This window comes from Streptococcus urinalis 2285-97 (assembly GCF_000188055.2).
Taxonomy (GTDB): domain Bacteria; phylum Bacillota; class Bacilli; order Lactobacillales; family Streptococcaceae; genus Streptococcus; species Streptococcus urinalis.
In genome coordinates this window covers 962,363-980,353 of the sequence record NZ_AEUZ02000001.1, presented here as the reverse complement: position 1 = coordinate 980,353, position 17,991 = coordinate 962,363, and the positions used below count along the sequence as shown (strand labels likewise).

16 protein-coding genes and 3 pseudogenes are annotated in these 17,991 nt (G+C 31.3%); 2 read left to right on the top strand and 17 right to left on the bottom strand.

Annotated elements, in window-relative coordinates:
- Window positions 1-30: 30 nt before the first annotated feature.
- From rarD to STRUR_RS04980, 3 genes are read right to left on the bottom strand one after another with little or no spacing between them, the layout of a single operon-like run.
- Window positions 31-933 (bottom strand): EamA family transporter RarD, encoded by a 903-nt coding sequence (gene rarD, locus STRUR_RS04990; RefSeq protein ID WP_006739434.1) that lies wholly within the window; start codon window positions 931-933, stop codon window positions 31-33.
- The gene (thrB, locus tag STRUR_RS04985) at window positions 926-1,786 is read right to left on the bottom strand and encodes a homoserine kinase (RefSeq protein WP_006738776.1); all 861 of its coding nucleotides are present in this window, start codon (window positions 1,784-1,786) and stop codon (window positions 926-928) included. Before thrB ends, rarD begins: the two co-directional genes overlap by 8 nt.
- Before the next feature lie 27 nt (window positions 1,787-1,813).
- Window positions 1,814-3,106 (bottom strand): homoserine dehydrogenase, encoded by a 1,293-nt coding sequence (locus tag STRUR_RS04980; RefSeq protein WP_006740444.1) that lies wholly within the window; start codon window positions 3,104-3,106, stop codon window positions 1,814-1,816.
- Window positions 3,107-3,349: 243 nt separating this feature from the next.
- Between STRUR_RS04980 and STRUR_RS04975 the strand changes: the two genes are divergently transcribed.
- Window positions 3,350-4,285, top strand: coding sequence for a polysaccharide deacetylase family protein (locus STRUR_RS04975; RefSeq protein WP_006739966.1), 936 nt, complete (start codon window positions 3,350-3,352; stop codon window positions 4,283-4,285).
- A 27-nt stretch (window positions 4,286-4,312) separates the two neighbouring features.
- Here the strand turns inward: STRUR_RS04975 and STRUR_RS04970 are convergent, their stop codons facing one another.
- The 5 genes from STRUR_RS04970 to STRUR_RS12105 are packed head-to-tail and all read right to left on the bottom strand — an operon-like array spanning window position 4,313 to window position 8,405.
- A complete protein-coding gene (locus STRUR_RS04970; RefSeq protein ID WP_037595590.1) occupies window positions 4,313-5,764 on the bottom strand; it encodes an ABC transporter ATP-binding protein in 1,452 nt (483 codons plus the stop codon).
- Complete coding sequence (locus STRUR_RS04965; protein WP_006738479.1) at window positions 5,698-6,378, bottom strand: energy-coupling factor transporter transmembrane component T family protein; 681 nt, start codon at window positions 6,376-6,378, stop codon at window positions 5,698-5,700. The genes STRUR_RS04970 and STRUR_RS04965 overlap by 67 nt, the downstream gene beginning before the upstream one ends.
- Entirely contained in the window at window positions 6,375-6,968 is a 594-nt protein-coding gene (locus tag STRUR_RS04960; protein ID WP_006738468.1) for an MptD family putative ECF transporter S component, read from the bottom strand. The genes STRUR_RS04965 and STRUR_RS04960 overlap by 4 nt, the downstream gene beginning before the upstream one ends.
- Window positions 6,949-8,028 (bottom strand): ATP-binding cassette domain-containing protein, encoded by a 1,080-nt coding sequence (locus STRUR_RS04955; protein ID WP_006740252.1) that lies wholly within the window; start codon window positions 8,026-8,028, stop codon window positions 6,949-6,951. The genes STRUR_RS04960 and STRUR_RS04955 overlap by 20 nt, the downstream gene beginning before the upstream one ends.
- 47 nt (window positions 8,029-8,075) lie before the next feature.
- On the bottom strand, window positions 8,076-8,405 hold the full coding sequence (locus STRUR_RS12105; protein WP_037595587.1) for a hypothetical protein: 330 nt from the start codon (window positions 8,403-8,405) through the stop codon (window positions 8,076-8,078).
- Window positions 8,406-8,447: 42 nt separating this feature from the next.
- On the opposite strand from STRUR_RS12105, the gene STRUR_RS12100 reads away from it, so the two are divergent.
- Window positions 8,448-8,639 carry a hypothetical protein gene (locus STRUR_RS12100; protein ID WP_037595585.1) on the top strand — a complete coding sequence of 64 codons (192 nt, stop codon included), beginning with the start codon at window positions 8,448-8,450 and terminating at the stop codon, window positions 8,637-8,639.
- Here STRUR_RS12100 and STRUR_RS04940 read toward each other — a convergent pair.
- From STRUR_RS04940 to STRUR_RS04895, 9 genes and pseudogenes are all read right to left on the bottom strand, one after another.
- Window positions 8,619-10,344: pseudogene (locus STRUR_RS04940) on the bottom strand (ABC transporter ATP-binding protein/permease). The gene STRUR_RS12100 and the pseudogene STRUR_RS04940 sit on opposite strands and share 21 nt — an antisense overlap.
- Before the next feature lie 93 nt (window positions 10,345-10,437).
- Window positions 10,438-11,199: an ABC transporter ATP-binding protein gene (locus STRUR_RS04935; protein WP_006739767.1), complete on the bottom strand. Its 762-nt coding sequence runs from the start codon at window positions 11,197-11,199 to the stop codon at window positions 10,438-10,440.
- On the bottom strand, window positions 11,199-12,191 hold the full coding sequence (locus tag STRUR_RS04930) for a FecCD family ABC transporter permease (RefSeq protein WP_006739999.1): 993 nt from the start codon (window positions 12,189-12,191) through the stop codon (window positions 11,199-11,201). The genes STRUR_RS04935 and STRUR_RS04930 overlap by 1 nt, the downstream gene beginning before the upstream one ends.
- Before the next feature lie 9 nt (window positions 12,192-12,200).
- Window positions 12,201-13,074: pseudogene (gene isdE / locus STRUR_RS11280) on the bottom strand (heme ABC transporter substrate-binding protein IsdE).
- Entirely contained in the window at window positions 13,071-13,745 is a 675-nt protein-coding gene (locus STRUR_RS04915) for a heme-binding Shp domain-containing protein (protein ID WP_265092860.1), read from the bottom strand. Before STRUR_RS04915 ends, isdE begins: the two are co-directional and overlap by 4 nt.
- A gap of 387 nt (window positions 13,746-14,132) precedes the next feature.
- On the bottom strand, window positions 14,133-15,404 hold the full coding sequence (locus tag STRUR_RS04910; RefSeq protein WP_006739544.1) for a threonine/serine exporter family protein: 1,272 nt from the start codon (window positions 15,402-15,404) through the stop codon (window positions 14,133-14,135).
- Between the two features lie 138 nt (window positions 15,405-15,542).
- Window positions 15,543-16,403: a GRP family sugar transporter gene (locus STRUR_RS04905; RefSeq protein WP_006739613.1), complete on the bottom strand. Its 861-nt coding sequence runs from the start codon at window positions 16,401-16,403 to the stop codon at window positions 15,543-15,545.
- A 12-nt stretch (window positions 16,404-16,415) separates the two neighbouring features.
- A pseudogene (locus STRUR_RS04900) lies at window positions 16,416-17,201 on the bottom strand (glucose-1-dehydrogenase).
- Between the two features lie 307 nt (window positions 17,202-17,508).
- On the bottom strand, window positions 17,509-17,829 hold the full coding sequence (locus STRUR_RS04895; protein ID WP_006738449.1) for a hypothetical protein: 321 nt from the start codon (window positions 17,827-17,829) through the stop codon (window positions 17,509-17,511).
- Window positions 17,830-17,991 lie beyond the last annotated feature (162 nt).

Below are 17,991 nucleotides of genomic sequence, written 5' to 3'. Positions count from 1 at the left end.
ACCTATTATATCATAGAACTAATCAAGACATTATTCCATTAGTTCATTTTGCTTTATAGACTTGCCCTCCAAAAATTGACCAATCGCAAATAAGAAAATAGCTATCCAAATAAGTAAAAAGCCAAGAAATGAGGACTTATCAAAAGGCTCTTTAAAGATAGAAACTGCAATACAGAGTTGTATCGTTGGATTGATGTACTGAATAAATCCTATTTTATTTAAAGGTGCTCTTTTGACACCTTCTGCAAATAGCAATAGGGGAATGGCAGTTACAATTCCAGAAAAAGCCAAGAGAATATTTTCAGTAAAAGTATAGTGACTAAGAGGAGTTTTACTAATAACTAAAATATAAAATAAAGCTAATGGTAAAATGATGATTGCTTCAACTAACATTGAAGCATCGCTAGATAACGTCACATTTTTTTTAATCAAACCATAGATTGAAAAAGATAGAGCCAAAATCAAAGAAACAAAAGGCACATGTCCTGTTTGAAAAACAAGATAAGCAACACCACAAAAGGCCAGTAGAACTGATAATTTTGCTGCCAAAGAAAGTTTTTCTTTTAAAAAGATAATAGAGAGCAAAACAGATGCTAACGGCATCATATAATAGCCTAAGCTAGCTTCGGTAGCTTGTCCATGTCCAACTGCCCAGATGTAAGTTACCCAATTGATTGAAATAAATATACCAGCCAATAAAATTGAAAAACTAGCTTTTTTAGAAGACGATAATGTTTTCATCTGACTCTTAAAAAACTTTGTCCTGTTTGAAATTAATATATAGAATGACATGGTTACAAGAGTCCAAACAATTCGATAAGAAAAAGATTGATAAGCTTCTACATGTGATAGTAATTTCCAATAAAGAGATAAAAATCCCCAAAGTAAATAACTTAATAACGCAAATAATATCCCTTTTGTTTCTTTAGACAACTTGTACACCTTTCTTATCAATATCTAATATTTCTAAATCCCCATTTAAATTTAACTGTTCAATCTTAGTTTTTAATTGGTCTACTTTAGACTTTTCAATAAGTATCATTAATGTTGGACCAGCTCCTGAAAGGTATATTCCATAGGCTCCACTAGCTTTAGAAAGATCTCTTACAGTATTAAATTCTTTAACTAATTTTAAACGATATGGTTGATGAAATTGATCCTGCTCAATTGCTTTACCAGCTAATACAATATTACCAGACATTAATGCAGCTACCACTACATTTGCTGTTGAAGAAGCAAGGACCGCCTCTTTATAATCAAGTGATTGAGGCAAAACTTGTCTAGAGTCACTAGTCTTTAATTCATAATTTGGAATATAAGCCAATAATGCGGTTTCTGGAAAGTCCGTTTTGATATATTGTACCCTTTCATTACAATATTGTGAAATGACTAAATTACCAAGTAAAGCGGGAGCTACATTATCAGGATGACCTTCAATCTTTGTAGCTAGGTTCAACTTTTCATCAATTGATAAGTTAAGATTACCTAATTGGTTTGCTAATTCAATACCAGCTACTATGACACTAGAAGACGAGCCCAATCCTCTTGCTAAGGGAATTGATGACGTCATTTTCAAATAATGAGGTCTTAAATTGGGTTCAATTTGGAGTGCAGTCGAAATTAATAAATTAGTAGCATCATTAGGCACTCCTTTTAAATCATGTTCAATATACCATTCTTTACTTTCTTTAATGACATCAATTTCTAGGTATAAAGTAACAGCTAAACCTACTGAATCAAAACCTGGACCAATATTTGCGGATGTTGCAGGAACTCTTATTTTCATCTTGTTTCACACTTCTCTTTTTATTTCTTATGCTTCAATCACATTAAATACATTTAATAATTGAATATCTTCATTTTCATTGATATGTTTTTTTAATTGCTCTACTTGTTTTTTTGACATTTCATGAGTTATGATAACCACTCTAGCAAGTTGGTTAGTCCCTTTTTCCTGTAAAATTTGTTCAAATGAAATGCCTTCAACTTTAAACCATGACGCAATCTTCATAAATTGGCCACTTAAGTCTGGTGTTTCAAAAGCAAAATAATACTGTTTCTTTACCTCAGTTTGACTTTCAATTCCACTAACAATAGTTTGATCTAATCTATTAAAATGATCTACTGGTAAATGATTATGAACTTGTTTTGCAATTGTCATGATATCAGACAATACTGATGTTGCTGTAGGCATCTGACCAGCACCAGCACCGTAATACATTGCATTTCCAATACCATCAGATTCTATAAAAATGGCATTCATAACATCATCGACACTAGCTAATGGATGTTTAACAGAAATAAAAGTTGGAACAACTTCTGCTTCAAGACCATTATTACCTTCTTCTATATGGCCTACTAACTTAATTACATAACCCAATTGTCTTGCAACAGAAACATCTTCCTTAGTAATTGACGGTATTCCTTGATGACTTATTTCGTTAAATGGAATTCTCATACCAAAAGCAAACTGACATAAAATAGCTAATTTATAAGCCGCATCAATGCCTTCAACATCATTTGTTGGATCACTTTCCGCATAACCTAATTCTTGAGCTTTAGAAAGTGCTTGATCATATGACCAATTTTCTTCAAACATTTTTGTTAGCATAAAATTGGATGTCCCATTCAAAATACCTAATAATTTTGTAATATGATCTGAGGCATAAGCACTTGCTAAAGTTCTTAAAATTGGAATGCCGCCAGCCACAGCTGCTTCATAATAGAGACCAACATTATTTTCTTTTGCGCATTTTTCAAGTTCTTGACCATGAAGTGCAATTAAATCTTTATTTGCAGTAACAAGATGCTTTTTTGCTCTCAAGATTTTCATTAGATAAGATTTGGCAGGATCAATTCTTCCCATTAATTCAACAACAATTTGTATTGTGGGATCATTTACGATTGAATCGATGTTGTCAACTAATGTAAAACCAAATTGTTCTGCTGCATTTTCATTAAAGGTATTTTTTTGTCTCACCAAAACTTTTGAAATTTTGATTTCTTCTCCAACAAACTGAGTCATTTGTTTTTTTTGTTGGTTAATCATAATTGGTAAACCACTAGCTACTGTTCCATAACCTAATATTGCAATATTGATACTCATAATAACTCCTTGGCTAAACAAACATTAATATTCAGATCATAAAAATGTATAATTAATAACATTATACCATTAAACACTATTCTATATTCTTTAAGCACACTATTTTTTTAGAAATTCCAAACATTTTCTTTATTCTTGCTTTTTGATATGTCATTAAATGTAATACATTTTTTCTAATATAATGATAATATTGTTTAAAAAAATGATACAATATTACTACTATAAATTAATAAGGAGATAAATATGGCAAATAGGAGTCATCGTCGTCAAAAAAGGAAAGGCCTTGCTATCTTAAACTGCTTTCTATTAGTCTTTTGTGTTCTATTTGTTGGAGTACTCATTTATCATTATAAAAGTAACTCCATTAATCATACTGTTAGAGAATTCACTCAAGTTATGACAAAACAGTCAAAAAAAAGTTCTCACAAAGGTGAATCAAAAAAAGTAACAAATAGTAATAAGAAGGGCTCTAGTCCAAAACAAGTTTGGCAAAAAGCAAGTGATCCTTTAAAAGTACCAATACTAATGTATCATGCCGTCCATGTCATGGGACAAGAAGAAAAAGCTAATGAAAATCTTATTGTTTCTCCAGACACTTTTGAAAGCCAAATTAAAGCTCTTAGTCAAAATGGTTATTACTTTTTAACACCTGAAGAAGCCTTTAGGATTCTTAGTAAAAATGAAAAGCCAAGTCATAAATATGTATGGCTTACATTTGATGATAGTATGATTGACTTTTACAATGTTGCCTACCCAATTCTAAAAAAATATAAAGCAAAAGCGACTAATAACGTTATCACTGGTTTGACACAATCTGGGAGTAAAGGTAATTTAACAATCACACAAATGTTAGAAATGAAGAAAGACGGAATGTCTTTTCAAGATCATACTGTTAATCATCCTGATTTATCCCTTCAATCAGACACCGTTCAAAAAAACGAATTAAAAGACTCAAAAGTTTATCTGGATGAACAACTCCATCAAAATACAATCGCTGTTGCATATCCTTCTGGTCGCTATAATGATTCTACACTAAACATTGCTCAAAGTTTGAATTATAAACTTGGTGTTACAACTCATGAAGGATTAGCTTCAGTTTCAGATGGTTTATTATCTTTAAAACGAATTAGAATTCTCCCAACGACTTCAGCACAACAATTATTAGAAACAATCCAATAAAAAAAACAGTTTTAATTAACTGTTTTTTTATTGGATTTGGTAAATCCTATCAGATACTAAAGATAATAATTCGACATCATGTGAAATTAAGATAACAATTTTTCCTTCTTGTTTTAAATCTATTAACAATTTAGCAACTGCCTTCATTTGCAGCAAGTCTAAACCACAACTTGGTTCATCAAAAATAAAAATCTCTTTATCCGATAATAAACTTGCAGCAATCATGAGTCTTTGTTGTTCACCACCAGATAAAGTCATCGGATGTTTTTCTTTTAAAGCATGTAAATTCAATGTTTCCAAGATAGCATCCGTATTTGGATGAGGCTTATGCCCTAAATTGACTTCATTAATAACACTATCTGCAACTAATTGTAATTGAACTTCTTGCATGACAAAAGCAGTCTTTTGTAATCTTTCTTTTTGTGACAGGGACTTTCCGTCAAACATAAAATGTGCGTTTTTATCTTCTAACAAACCAGAGAGATAATTTGCTAATCTTGATTTACCGATTCCGTTTTTACCAATTATCGAAGTGATTTGACCTTTTTTAAAACTCAATTTTTGATAGCTTTGAAGTAAATCCTGTCCGGCTTTAACTGCTAATTGACTTATGACATACTCATCATCTTTAAAGTAAAATTGAGCACACATTTTATCCTTTTTATAATCCCAAATCGCTGGTATCTTAAATGCTCTTAAACCTAATTCTTTTCGTTCTTTGTTTTCTAAGCTAAGTAAGTCATTTATCGAAAATTGACGATTTAAAACACCATTTTCAAAATAAAGAAATTCATCAGCAACATCGATTAAATAATTGAGTCTATGTTCAGCTATTATGACAGATATCCCTTGAGATTTTAAATAATTAATTTTTTGTTTGACAATCTCACAGCCATCATGATCTAAATTAGCTGTAGGTTCATCTAAAATAATTAAGGCTGTTGACTGCATAATTGCTGTTGCAATAGCTACTAATTGTCTTTGACCTCCTGATAAAGAACGTAATTGACGATTTAATAAATCCTCAATATGAAATTCAGATAACAGTTGATTGAGTTTTTTCTCAATCTGATATGTTGACATTCCTTTATTTTCACAAGGAAAGACTAGCTCATGTTTTACCCTTTCATAAAAAAATTGACTAGAGGGGTTTTGAAAGACACTCGCTACATCATTAGAAAGCACCTCGACACTATCTTCACCAATTCTATGACTGAGAACTCTGAGAAAACCTTCAATTTGACCTTGAAAATAATCTGGAATGAGACCATTTATTAATTTTAAAAAAGTAGATTTACCTGAACCTGACTTTCCACATAAAACATATACTTTTCCTGGATTTAACTGAATATCATTTATCAGACAAGATACCTTATCTTCCCTTTGATATGTAAAAGATAAGTTTTCAGCACTTAGGAGAACGTCAGCATCATGATAATTGTAACTAGAATCCAAATCTGTACACCCCAATCTTTCCAGCTAAATGATGATTGATAATAATTTGTTGATTGATTTTTAATGGCTAAGCCTTTTGTTAATGTAGACAATGTTAAATCACGACTTTTTCTCAATAATGACATCAGCAAAGGTACAAGTAAAAATTCAAAATAACTTTTTGGATGAAAAAGAATATCTCTTTTATGTAGAAAAATACTCCTAACTTTTAAAGATTGATGAATGATTCTAGTTTCTTCTTTTATGGAAGGTAAAAATCGTAACATCACTGCAAAAGTTAATAAGACCGTTTCAGGAAAATGTAGTTTTCGAAGACCATGAACTAATTCATAAGCACTAGTAGTTTTAATCAAAATACTGGCTGCTATACAACAAGGTAAAATATAGGTGGCAACAACGATAAAAATAGAAATTGGTCTAACCATAAAAAGTGGCAATTTATCCCAAAAGAAACTTGTAAGAACTATAAACAATAGAGCTTCTGCGTAATGTTTGGCCGTTTTTTGACTACCCATTAAAAATAAAAATACAGTCATAACACTTCCAATCATCAAAAGAATGAATGAATGTGTTCTCAACAAGAATGTGAGATTGGCTAATACTAAAAGTAATAATTTTGTTCTAACATCTAATTTCATGAAATCATCCCTGATTTTAGAAAATGTTTTTTTAGTAATGAGTTTCCAAATAAACCACCAAGAAGAGCTCCTACAACCACTGTAAAGATGAACCAGGAAATTGTTGAAAGGTTAAAATCCAACATGACTTTATTGACATAAGACATATCCTTTCCCTTATCAAGAAGTGATTGAATGTAGATATCTTTTAAAATCCACATTAAAATAATAGGTCCACTATTAGCAAATGAAAAGACAATAAAAGAAAATAAATTAATCCACTTGGATTGGTATTTCCCTAAGAAAGCAATGCAGTCAGCTATAAGTCCAAAAATAATAGCTGGAAGAACAGCCGCAAAAAAATGTCCTGTCAGGAAGAAAAAGATCCCCATAATAGTCCCTAAGATTGTAATAGCTCCAAATTTTTTAACTTTTGCTATCATTAGCAAATATACTGTTCCAGAAAGAAGTGCTGCAAATGCAGGAGCATAAAACATATTTCCAGATTTGTCGAAAGGAATACCAAGTAATGTACCTATACCAACACAAATAAAATATAAGGCAGAAAGTGCTCCAATTGTCATAATATCATTAACTTTCAATTTGTTCATTTTCTCGTATTACCTCTTCAAGTTTATTTTGATTTAATGTTAAAATCTTATCAGCTACAGATAAAGTTGATGCTCTGTGACTAATAATAATAACTATGCCTTTACAGTATTTATTAACTACCTTCAAAAATCTAGCTTCATTTAGAGAATCAAGATTTGCGGTTGGTTCATCAAAAAGATAACAATCAGCATCCTTAATCAAGGCTCTTAAGATTTCTAGTCGTTGCTTTTCACCATCAGAAAATACGATTTTACCATCTAAAACAGTATCTAAACCATGTGGTAAAGATAATAATTTGTCCGTCAAATCAAGATCAGATGCCATCTCAAAAATAGCTTGATCACTGATTTTATTATTAGCAAAAACAAGGTTTTCTCTAAGGGTTTGATGAAACAATTTAGGGACTTGTGGAACAAAGGCAATTTTATTTTGAAGCTTTCTAGGATCTAATGTTTCTATTTCAAAATCATTTAAATAAAGATTCCCTATTTGCTTATCATACCATCTCATTATGAGTTTCATAATAGTGGTTTTACCAGCACCAGATTGTCCTTTTATCCCAATAATAATTGGTTTTTCTACAATAAGATTAAGATTTCTTATCACATCTCTTGATCTATTAGGATAAGAAAACGTAACATCTTCAAAAATGATAGATTTCATTTGATCAAGTTGGTGATGTCCTTTTTTGATAGGCATTACTTCTTCTACTATTTTTAGTATATGTTCAGCTGCGTTTAAAGCTTTTTTTAACCCTAAAGGTAATCGACTCAATTCTAAAAATGGTGCAAAAGAAGACGTAAAAACAATTACTAATATAATACCATTTTCAAGGTTAATATGACCAGTATTGATTCCTATTAAAACGACTATTGAGAATACTAATAACGAGATAGCTAAACAAAAATAAGTGATAACTTGTTGAATATAATGAATTGTTGATAAGTCTCTCTCAGAATGATTTACTTTTTGACTCTTCTGAAGGATTTCAGAGAATCTTCTTAATTCCCAATGGAATTGCACTAAATCATACATCCCATTTAGAGAATCAATAAACACATTGACATACTCTGCTTTTTCTTTTTGGAGTTTTTTTATTTTAGGAGTCAGACGTTTAGCATAAGTGCTGGAATTAAAAATGCTATTACAAAATAGGATGACAGACTAATAAAAGAAAGTAACAAACTAAACTGTCCAAAATACAAAAATATGAGTAAAGCTGATAAAAAAGCCGTACAAATTGGAGCCAGTGTGTGCGCAAAAAAGATTTCCATTGCTTCAATATCTTCGCTAATCATTTTAAAAAGCTCACCACTATTTTTTGTGTCAAGTATAGCAGGTATTTTCCGACGCAATGCCGAAAAAATATCTCTACGATATTTAGCCAAAACTTTAAAAACAACATAGTGACCAAAAAATGTTCGCCATAACGACACAAACCTCTTGAAAAAGCTAAAATAACTAAAATAGAGAGGCTTATGACAGAGATTGAATTTTCTTTTATAGCATCAAGACCCAACATGACAAGAAAAGAGGGGATAAAGATGCTGACGATAAATCCCAATATTGCAAACAAAATTGCCAAAGCTAAGAAAGGAACTAAGGATTTTATTCCCATAATCTGTTTTAACATTGTTTTAAATGAATTGTTAGTTTGTTTTCGCATCTAAACTCTCCTCCAATCGTTCTTGCCAATCTGCCAAATCTCTGAAGCTTGATTGTGTTCGATATAATTGATTTGCTGTCGAACAAATTTGTGAATGATTAGGATCAAAATAAATAACATGATTCATTTCTTTAATAAGTCTAGTCTTATGAGTGATAAAAACGACGATAGCTTTTTTTGAGATTAATTTTATGATTTTTAAAAGACTTTGTTCAGTCTCTGAATCCACACTAGATGTCACCTCATCAAATATATAGAGTGATCTTTTTGCAAGAAGTGCTCTGACACATAATAATTGCTGTCTTTGCCCCGTTGATAACTGTGTCCCATTTTCACCCACATTTGTGTCTATCCCATCAGGTAATTGCCATATAAATTGAAGTAACTGATGATCTTCCAGCCATTTGATTAATTGTGATTTTGTCATCTCACTCCCTAATGTTAAGTTAAAATAGATACTTTTATTGAACAAATATGAATTATTTGAAACACAAATGATTTCCTGACAAATTTGCTCTCTTGAGAAATAACTGATATCTTGATCACCCAAAAATATTGTTTTTTCTGGAATAACTTGATTTCCTTGTAATAATTGAGAAAGTGTTGACTTTCCTAATCCAGATTTTCCAACTATTGCTGTTATTTTTCCTCTTTCAAATTTTACATTTAGTCCATTAATTAATACCGTTTCATCATATTGAAAACTAAGCTGTTTAATCAAAACATTATCAAAGCTTTTTAGGTGGCATTCTTCAGTTTTTTCTTTGAGCACTTCTGAATCTAGGAATGAAAAAATCCTATCAGCTATTTTGGTATTCATCATAACAAGGTGCATTCCGTAACTTTGTTCTCTTATGGGAACAAAAAATTCTGTCGCTAATAGGATAAAAAATAGAAAGTGGCCGAGGGAAAGTTGCAATTGACTAACAAAAATCGCCTCAGTGAAACCAGACAACCCAATGCCTAAATACATAACGGCATCCATATATCCGACAGCTTGTAATTGGAATGCTAAAAGTTGCATTGTTGCTTTTCGAAATGCTTCTGCTTTTTTTAATAAACTCAATTTCGTATCTTTCATCCACTTGATAAGAATAAAGCGTATTTAATCCTTCTAAATCATCCATAAAAAGATTACCCACATCCATATAGGTTTGCCAATAATGTTTCATAATCTTTTGTGATCGTTTCTGCATTAACTTAATAGAAATTGGTATTAATGGTAATATCACTAAAAATATAATGCCTCCTAGTGGAAAAATCAAGATCACAATGACTAGTATTGTTAGACAATTAAATAGTGTTCTTAGTGATGACGAGAGATAATGCGAATAATAAGTATCTAAACTATCTATTCCTTGTGAAACAAGATTATAGATATCTGCATTTGTCTTTGATGAAAATGATGAATACTTCTTTTTAAAAGATTCTAAAAATGATTTTTTTAAGTGATCACGCGCATATTGAGATAAGATGCCTTGTAGATTTTTGGCAAATAATGAAATAATAAAACCAATTATACTTATTCCAAAAAGCAATATAGCATGTTTTAATACATTAACGTGTTGATGATGAACGAAAGCATTAAAAAGTTGAGCAATAATATAAAAACATATAATTCGTGATAAAAATTGGAACCACGCTAATAATGAAGCCCAATAAAGATAATGCATTTTAGGTTTCACTAAATGTTTGAGTTTTTTTAAAATAGTCCTTTTTAATTATGTTGAATACTCTTTATTTTCAAGAGTCATTAATTGAGTATCCTCTCTAAACCTCCCGATATCAGGAGGATGTTATTATTATTTTTTTCCTTTATAGTCAATAATAGGTAAATTGACGTTAAATATCGTTTCGATAAACTGTTCATCAATTGAGTCAGTCTTTAAATTTCTTGAAAGACATTTACCGTTTTTTAGACCGATAACAGTATCTGAAAAAGTGATGGCTTGATTTATATCATGTAGAATCATCAATATAGTGATTTTAAATTCTCTATTTATTTTTTGGATGAGTTTTAGAAAATCTATTTGATATTTCATATCCAGATAGGTCGTTGGTTCATCTAATATTAATATCTCTGTTTTTTGTGCTAAAGCTAAAGCTAACCAAACGCGTTGTTTTTCTCCTCCAGATAATTGACTAAAAAAACACGTTTTTAAGTTTTGAAGTTGAGTAACTTCAATTGCCCAATTGTTATTTTCCAAATCATTTTTATTTAGTCTTTGAAAAATTGATTTTTTAGCCTGATGTCCTAGACTTACCAGATCAAAAACAGTTATATTATCGATATTTTGATGATATTGCTGAACTGAAGCCACCATATGTGAAAATTCTTTCAATTTGAGAGTCTCTATATTATTTTGGTGAATCAAGGCACTCCCCATCTGACTTTTTAAATTCTTCGTTAGTATTTGAAAGAGTGTTGATTTACCTGAACCATTTGCACCAATAAATGTTGTAATACTACCTTTTAAAATTTTGAAATTGATGTCTTTTAAAACCCTTTTATTTGGATAGGCATAAGCCAAATGTTCTGCTACTACAATAAAGTCTTCTGACATTATTCCCATTTACTCCTTGTTAGTAATAAAATAAAAATTGGTCCACCAATAATATTCATTATCATTATAGGACTGATTTCAAGAGGATAAAAAATAGATCTTCCAATTGTATCTGCTAAGAGAAAGAGAAAAGCTCCACATAGACCATAAAAAGGGATTAAATAATGGAAACGATTTCCTATTATTAACCTGCCAATATGCGGTACAATCAACCCTAAAAAGGAAACTAAGCCAACTAAAGCAGTTGCTAGTGCTGCAAGGAGAACTGCTAAAAAAGAGACCTTTAATCTTAACTTATTAGTGTTAACACCAAGTGAGCTCAATAATTTGTCATCAAACATCAAAAATTTGCAATTCTTGATTTGTGACAGAGAAAGTAAGATCACACATAAAATAATAGGTGCAAACCAATGAATATCGTGCCAAGTTTTCTGACTTAGTGTTTCCATCATTAAAGCTGACTTATTTGATCTTGTAATACTTGATAAAGAGGTTAAAAATTGACCTAAACCAATTAAAAAACTATTCAATGCAATACCAACTAACAATAGCTTAATGGCACTAAAATGATGTCGCCATGCAAAGAAAGTAATCACCAGAAAGGTTAATAAGCCACCAATAAAAGCAAAAACACTACCAAACAGATAAGATTCTGGAAATAATAAGCTTGCTAGTAAAGCCATGACATTTGCGCCACTACTAATTCCAATTAATCCTGAATCTGCCAAATCATTTCTTAGAGATACTTGTATAAGTGTCCCAGAAATAGCATATGCTGAACCTGTCAAAAGGGAAACTAATATTCTCGGAAATCTAATATCATAGATAATAGCAACGTCACGATTATAAGTTATAAATAGGCCTTTTAAAATAGTGACAAAAGAAAGTTTTAAACCACCAATAGTCATAGCATAATAAATTAGCATAATGAGTAAAATTGGCAAAATGATAAAAGCTAACAGTGTTTTATTTACTTTAGTAAAGTAATTCATAAACCTTCCTTATTTTTCATTAAAATACTTTGATAAGTCTAACATAGCCTCTTTATAATTTAGTTTTGCACTCATCCCAAATAAATGATTGTCTAAATCATAAACTTTATTATTTTTCACAACATCAAAATGTTGCCAAATGTCATTTTCTTTAAATTCTGAATGAAACATTTTTTTACTTTATCTGGCATATCATGTGACGTTCGTAGAATAATATCAGGTTTTTGTGATAACATCGCTTCTAGATTAACAGTTAAAAATTCCTTGTCATCAGAATTAAAGAAATTTTCACCACCGGACAATTCAACAAGATTACCAACATAAGATTGATTAGTAGCAACTAAGTAACTACCAGGTAACCCCATCAATATCAGTACTTTAGGTTTGCTTTTAGGATAATGTTGTTTTTTAAATTTTTGGTAGAATTGTTGATAGTCACGAACCAACTTCTTAGATCTTTTTCACGATCATACTGATGGCCTAAATCCAAAATGGATTGAAACATTCCTTCTACACTTGTCAAATTTAAAAAACCATAATTAACCTTTATTGTTTTATATTTTGGTTCCAAATCATCCTTAAGAGAAGAAGGACTTAGCACTAAATCGGGCTTTAATGAAGAAATAACCTCCATATCTGGATTCATCGGTAGACCAACTCGTTTAACATTTTCATACCTTTTCGGTAAGCGATAGGCTTTGGTATCTGTTACACCAACTAAATCCAAATGAAGACGATCACATATTTCAGAAATAGCAACTGAGGTTGCAATTAATCGATGTGATTTTGTTGGAGAATTTGATATTTTAGGATGTTGATTCACACATGCAGTTACTAAAACACCAACAAAAATGAAGCATAAACTTTTTATTAATTTCATCATTTGATTTGCCTTTTCTTGATTAACAGCCAGATAAATGCAGATAAAATCAAAATTACTGTTGGAAGGTAATAAATAAATTGAATGAAATGTCTTTTATTTGGCGACTGGGTTTTCTGCTTATTTCTTCTGTGAGATATTTCTAAACCAACTACTTTTGATGCTTTTTGTGATTTTGAATGATGTTTTGTTTTCTTATCTTGACTTTTAGGATGACTCGTTTTATCGATTTCTTTACCTGACTCTTTATCAAGATTAGGTTTGATCTGCTCAGGCACTGCTCTTTGACTTTCAGGTATTTTTGCTTCTTGAGATTGAATCTCTGATAGCTGACTAAAACTTAAATAATAAACAACACTCCTCCCCATAGGCTCTACAAACATTGATACTCTAATAACAGCATTGATATCTGAAATTGGAATTTTGATATCTTTTGTGGAACCATTAGAGTCACTTCCAGTACCCACTAGTTCTTCACTTACAGAATAGAATGGCCCCTTACCAGCTTCTTGAGTTGAAAATTGGTATTGACTTGAAAAATCAGTTAAGCTCATCCTAAAGGTTAAAAATAACTGTCCTGAACTATCTTCTTCAATTATGCCTGAAGGATTAATCACAATTTCAACCATACTTTGACCCAGTTCAAACGATTTTTCTCCGCCACTATCTTCAATTGTTCAAGATACTGGATGTCTATAATGACGTTCAATGGTACAATTAAAAGTTCTTTTATTTTCAACAAAACTATTTTCCAAACCAATAAAACATACTGAAACTATTAGAGTCATTATTAACATAACTCGTTTTTTAAAATGCGACATACTTCTCCTATTTTTTTAAAACCACTTTTTCTTTCCAAATATTAAACCAATTAATACAATAGCAAAGCTAGAAAGTCCTAAAAATAGGTGTGTTTTATTATTTTTAAGAGATGTTGATCAACATAACTATCATCAATGGAAAATAATAAATTTAAATTTGTCATCGCTACTTCGCAATCTTCTATTGCTATTATAGTTTTTGTTGAAATGAATGACAAGTTTCTAAAAAAAGACACCCATTTAGGTGACTTTTTGTTTTTTTCGTTTTACATTAAATAATTTTCGAGGTAATTGTTGCACTATTGAAATTGAGATAGCAATGGTAAATGCTGTTACAAAACAAGCTCTAAAATAGTCAATAGCCAATGCCTCAGAACCTGTTATCATAAAATAGACTGCTCTATATAGACTTAATCCAGGAATAAGTGGAAACATACTTGTTGAAATAAAAAGTGTCATAGGACATTGCCTTTTTTTAGACAATGACCGTGAAACTAACAAAACAAATAAACTAGATAAAAAGACTGCTAATGCATTCCATTTAGAGTTAGATGAAACAAATAGGTAGATAAGCCAAGATAAAGCACCTAACATTCCTAAATCAATAAAATAACGTTTCGGAACATGATACAATAATGAGAAAGCTATGGTACCCACACCTGCCATTGATGCTCGCCATAAATAGGTCCAAAAATTGTTGGTATGATTTGTAAATGTCGTAGTCATCTGGTCAGCTGAAGGTATTAACTCAATGGTAACAACAACACCTACTGAAATAGAAATACAAATCAATATAGCTGACATTATCAATGAAATACCCGTTGTAAAATTATTTTGAGAAAATTCTCGGATAGCATTAACAAACAGTCCACCAGGAATAAGTACCATTAAGGCACCAAGTATGATTAGACTTCTATGTTCACCAATCCCAAAAATATACAAAATATTAACGATAAAAGTTGCAATAGAACTTCCCAAAATGGTCAATAAATATTCGGTATGAATTTTATCCCTAATGTAATGGAATAAAATACCTATTAATAATCCTGCTAGTCCAGCAAAAAGAGAATCTTCAAAAGAAGAACTTAATGCTAATGAAAAACTACTAGCACCTATAAAATAAGAAAGAAGACTCGCAAATGTACTATAATCTTTCATATGGTTTATAGAATCAAGCTTTTGCTTAATAAGAGGAATGGATGTTATTTTTTCTGATACAATTTGTCTTGATAGTTGATTGACAGCTTCTAACTTACCAAGATGAAACACTGGCTCACCAACATTTAAGACTTTAGCTTCTTTCTGTCCCAATTGATTGTAACCAGAAGCTATGATTCCTCTATTAACCACATAAGCTTCAAAATCTTTGAGGTTTAAACTGGAAGCCATATGTGCCATAGTCTCTTCGACACGATAAATCTCCGAGCCACTTTCTAATAAAATTTTTCCAGAAGAGAGAATGACATCAATTGCTTCAATAAAATTTGATTGTGTTTTTATCGGTTTTACCAAACTTTACTCCCTTCTAAGATGTTACACTCATTGTATCATGAATTGGAAAATTTCTGTAGGCATAACTTTATGCTGTCTAACATTGATTTATAAATCAAGAATTTAAAAATAGCTGGAAAATTCCAGCTATTTTTATGCTTATAAGAAGACCGTAACAACGCTAGCTAATACAATTAATGCTAAGCCAATATAGGTTAATCGACGTTGTTTAGAACTCTTAGCTTCTTTCATAATAAAGATCGCTCCTAATGTCGAAATAACAACATTTAACTGTGATAGAATAAAAGCTAGTGTACTCCCATTTGATTGGGCAGAAAAAATATAAACAAGTGATGATAATGAAAAGACAAGGCCAACAAAACCATCTAACCAACTCTCACGTGATTTGAAGGATACTTTATCTTTTACAAAAGCATAAACTATTGCACCCGTAAAAATCCCCAACATTTGTGGAAAGAAAATGCTTATTGCAGAAGCATTAACCATATTTGGAACAACACTAAAAATCCAGTAACCAAAACTTGTTAAGAGTAATATTCTGACACCACTTACAAGATTTGACGAAGAATGATCTTCTTTTTGTTCAGGATTAACAGTTGTTAAATAAGCCCCTAAAATTAAAATTGCAATAGCTAAAAAACCAAATAGTTTTGATGAGAGGCCACTCCATTCTCCGAAAAAGAGTACACCTAGAACCGAAGTCCCTATTAATTGTAGACCAGTTGAGATTGGCATAGTTCTTGAAACGCCCATAACTTCAAATGAAGTGACCTGTCCACCTTGACCAACTATCCAGGCAACACCTGAAAGGAAGGGCAACCAAAATGAAAGTCCAGTCGTAAAATCGTGCGCCAAAAATAATTGAACAATTAATCCTATAATTAATGAACCAAACCCAAATCCTAGAATGTTATTTATGGGCTTGCCACCAATTTTACCTAATAATAATGGTAAGACACCCAAACCAATAGCAGGCAATAATGCTAATAATATACTCAAAATCTTTTACTCCTATCCTTTACCATCTTGAAATGCGGGATACAAGGTCATTCCACCATCAACGAATAAGGTAACCCCTGTAACATAACTCGACTCATCTGAAGCTAACCATGCTGCAGCTGCTGCAACCTCTTCAGGTTTACCAATTCGATGCATAGGTGCCATACTGGCGGTTTGCTCATATTGTACAGGATCTGCAAATTTCTTAGCATTAATGGGAGTATTGATCGCACCAGGACCAATATTATTAACACGAATATTTTGTTTGGCATATTCCATAGCAATAGACTCTGTAAAAAGTTTGACACCACCCTTACTAGCTGCATAATGGGCAAATCCTGGCCAAGGAATCTGTTCATGAACAGATGACATGTTGATGATATTCCCTTTTTTTCCATTTTCAACAAAATATTTAAGTGCTGTTTTTGAACCTAAAAAGACTCCAGTTAAATTAGTTGATATCACACGGTTCCAATCATCAAGGCTTAGCTCATGTGTTGGGCTTTGGTTTTCAACACCAGCATTATTAACCCAAACATCAACACCTCCAAATTTTGAGATTGCTGTATCAAGTATTTTTTTAACACCAGATTCTTCACCAATATTGGCTTGAATAGCCACTGCTTTGCCACCTTCTTTTTCAATTTCTTGAACGGCTAACGCAGCACCTTGACTATCTGAAAAATAGTTGACGACGACATTCATTTTTTCTTTTCCAAAACGTTTTGCAATAGCGGTCCCAATACCTTTTGAGCCTCCTGTAACAACTGCCGTTTTTCATTCTAATTCTTTATACATATCTATTTCCTTTCAAGCAATTCAAAATAAGATCTAAAGTTTTATGCTAATTTTAGTTGATTATAATCTTACTTTGATATTTGCAAAAATTACAATGTCTCTGGTAAAAATTATGACCCTTTACATATTCAAAGTCAAATATATGAACTGAGAGGCAAACAAGGCTACAAATCATAAACCAATAAAATATCGTTTACTTTCTATAAAATAAAGACACATCAAAAAAAGACACCCTAATGGTGTCCTATCAATAGCCTAATTAGTGACAATAAAATACGATTTGGGTTATTTTAAAATGATTACTTTTTCAATCGTCTTCTAAAAGGCTATATTCCTTTAAAAAATGTTTCTTTGAAATAACACAATGGTTCGTCACATCTAAGTAATCTCCAGGAAAACCCAAAACATACATTCCATAGCCTGCAAAGCCACCTCCTGCAGTTCCCGTTGCATCGTTTTTAATGTTTCTTGTTACAGATGGATTGAGTGCTGTCATTAAGATTCGAACATGATTATCTAACCAGACAATATAATTTTTCCGAAAGGCCTCTTGAACCCAATTAGGCTGAGGTGTCTCTTTTCCAATTTCCCAAACTTCTACCATGTTACCTTTATAAAATGCTTTCATAACTCACTCCTTGACTAAACCATAATTTATTAGATAAGTATTCTTTCTAATAAATTATGGTTCTTAACATACGACCTTTAACTTTTTCAGTACATCTTTATAAAAAGTATAACTATTTTTTTAATAATTCAACTATTTGTCATAAAAAGTCTACGATTAATC

Bases quoted from the DNA above. Each gene is read 5' to 3' on its own strand.
- thrB (WP_006738776.1), bottom strand. From the start codon at position 1,786: ATGAAAATAAGAGTTCCTGCAACATCCGCAAATATTGGTCCAGGTTTT.
- STRUR_RS04980 (WP_006740444.1), bottom strand. From the start codon at position 3,106: ATGAGTATCAATATTGCAATATTAGGTTATGGAACAGTAGCTAGTGGT.
- STRUR_RS04975 (WP_006739966.1), top strand. From the start codon at position 3,350: ATGGCAAATAGGAGTCATCGTCGTCAAAAAAGGAAAGGCCTTGCTATC.
- STRUR_RS04965 (WP_006738479.1), bottom strand. From the start codon at position 6,378: ATGAAATTAGATGTTAGAACAAAATTATTACTTTTAGTATTAGCCAAT.
- STRUR_RS04960 (WP_006738468.1), bottom strand. From the start codon at position 6,968: ATGAACAAATTGAAAGTTAATGATATTATGACAATTGGAGCACTTTCT.
- STRUR_RS12100 (WP_037595585.1), top strand. From the start codon at position 8,448: ATGACAGAGATTGAATTTTCTTTTATAGCATCAAGACCCAACATGACA.
- STRUR_RS04935 (WP_006739767.1), bottom strand. From the start codon at position 11,199: ATGTCAGAAGACTTTATTGTAGTAGCAGAACATTTGGCTTATGCCTAT.
- STRUR_RS04930 (WP_006739999.1), bottom strand. From the start codon at position 12,191: ATGAATTACTTTACTAAAGTAAATAAAACACTGTTAGCTTTTATCATT.
- STRUR_RS04895 (WP_006738449.1), bottom strand. From the start codon at position 17,829: ATGAAAGCATTTTATAAAGGTAACATGGTAGAAGTTTGGGAAATTGGA.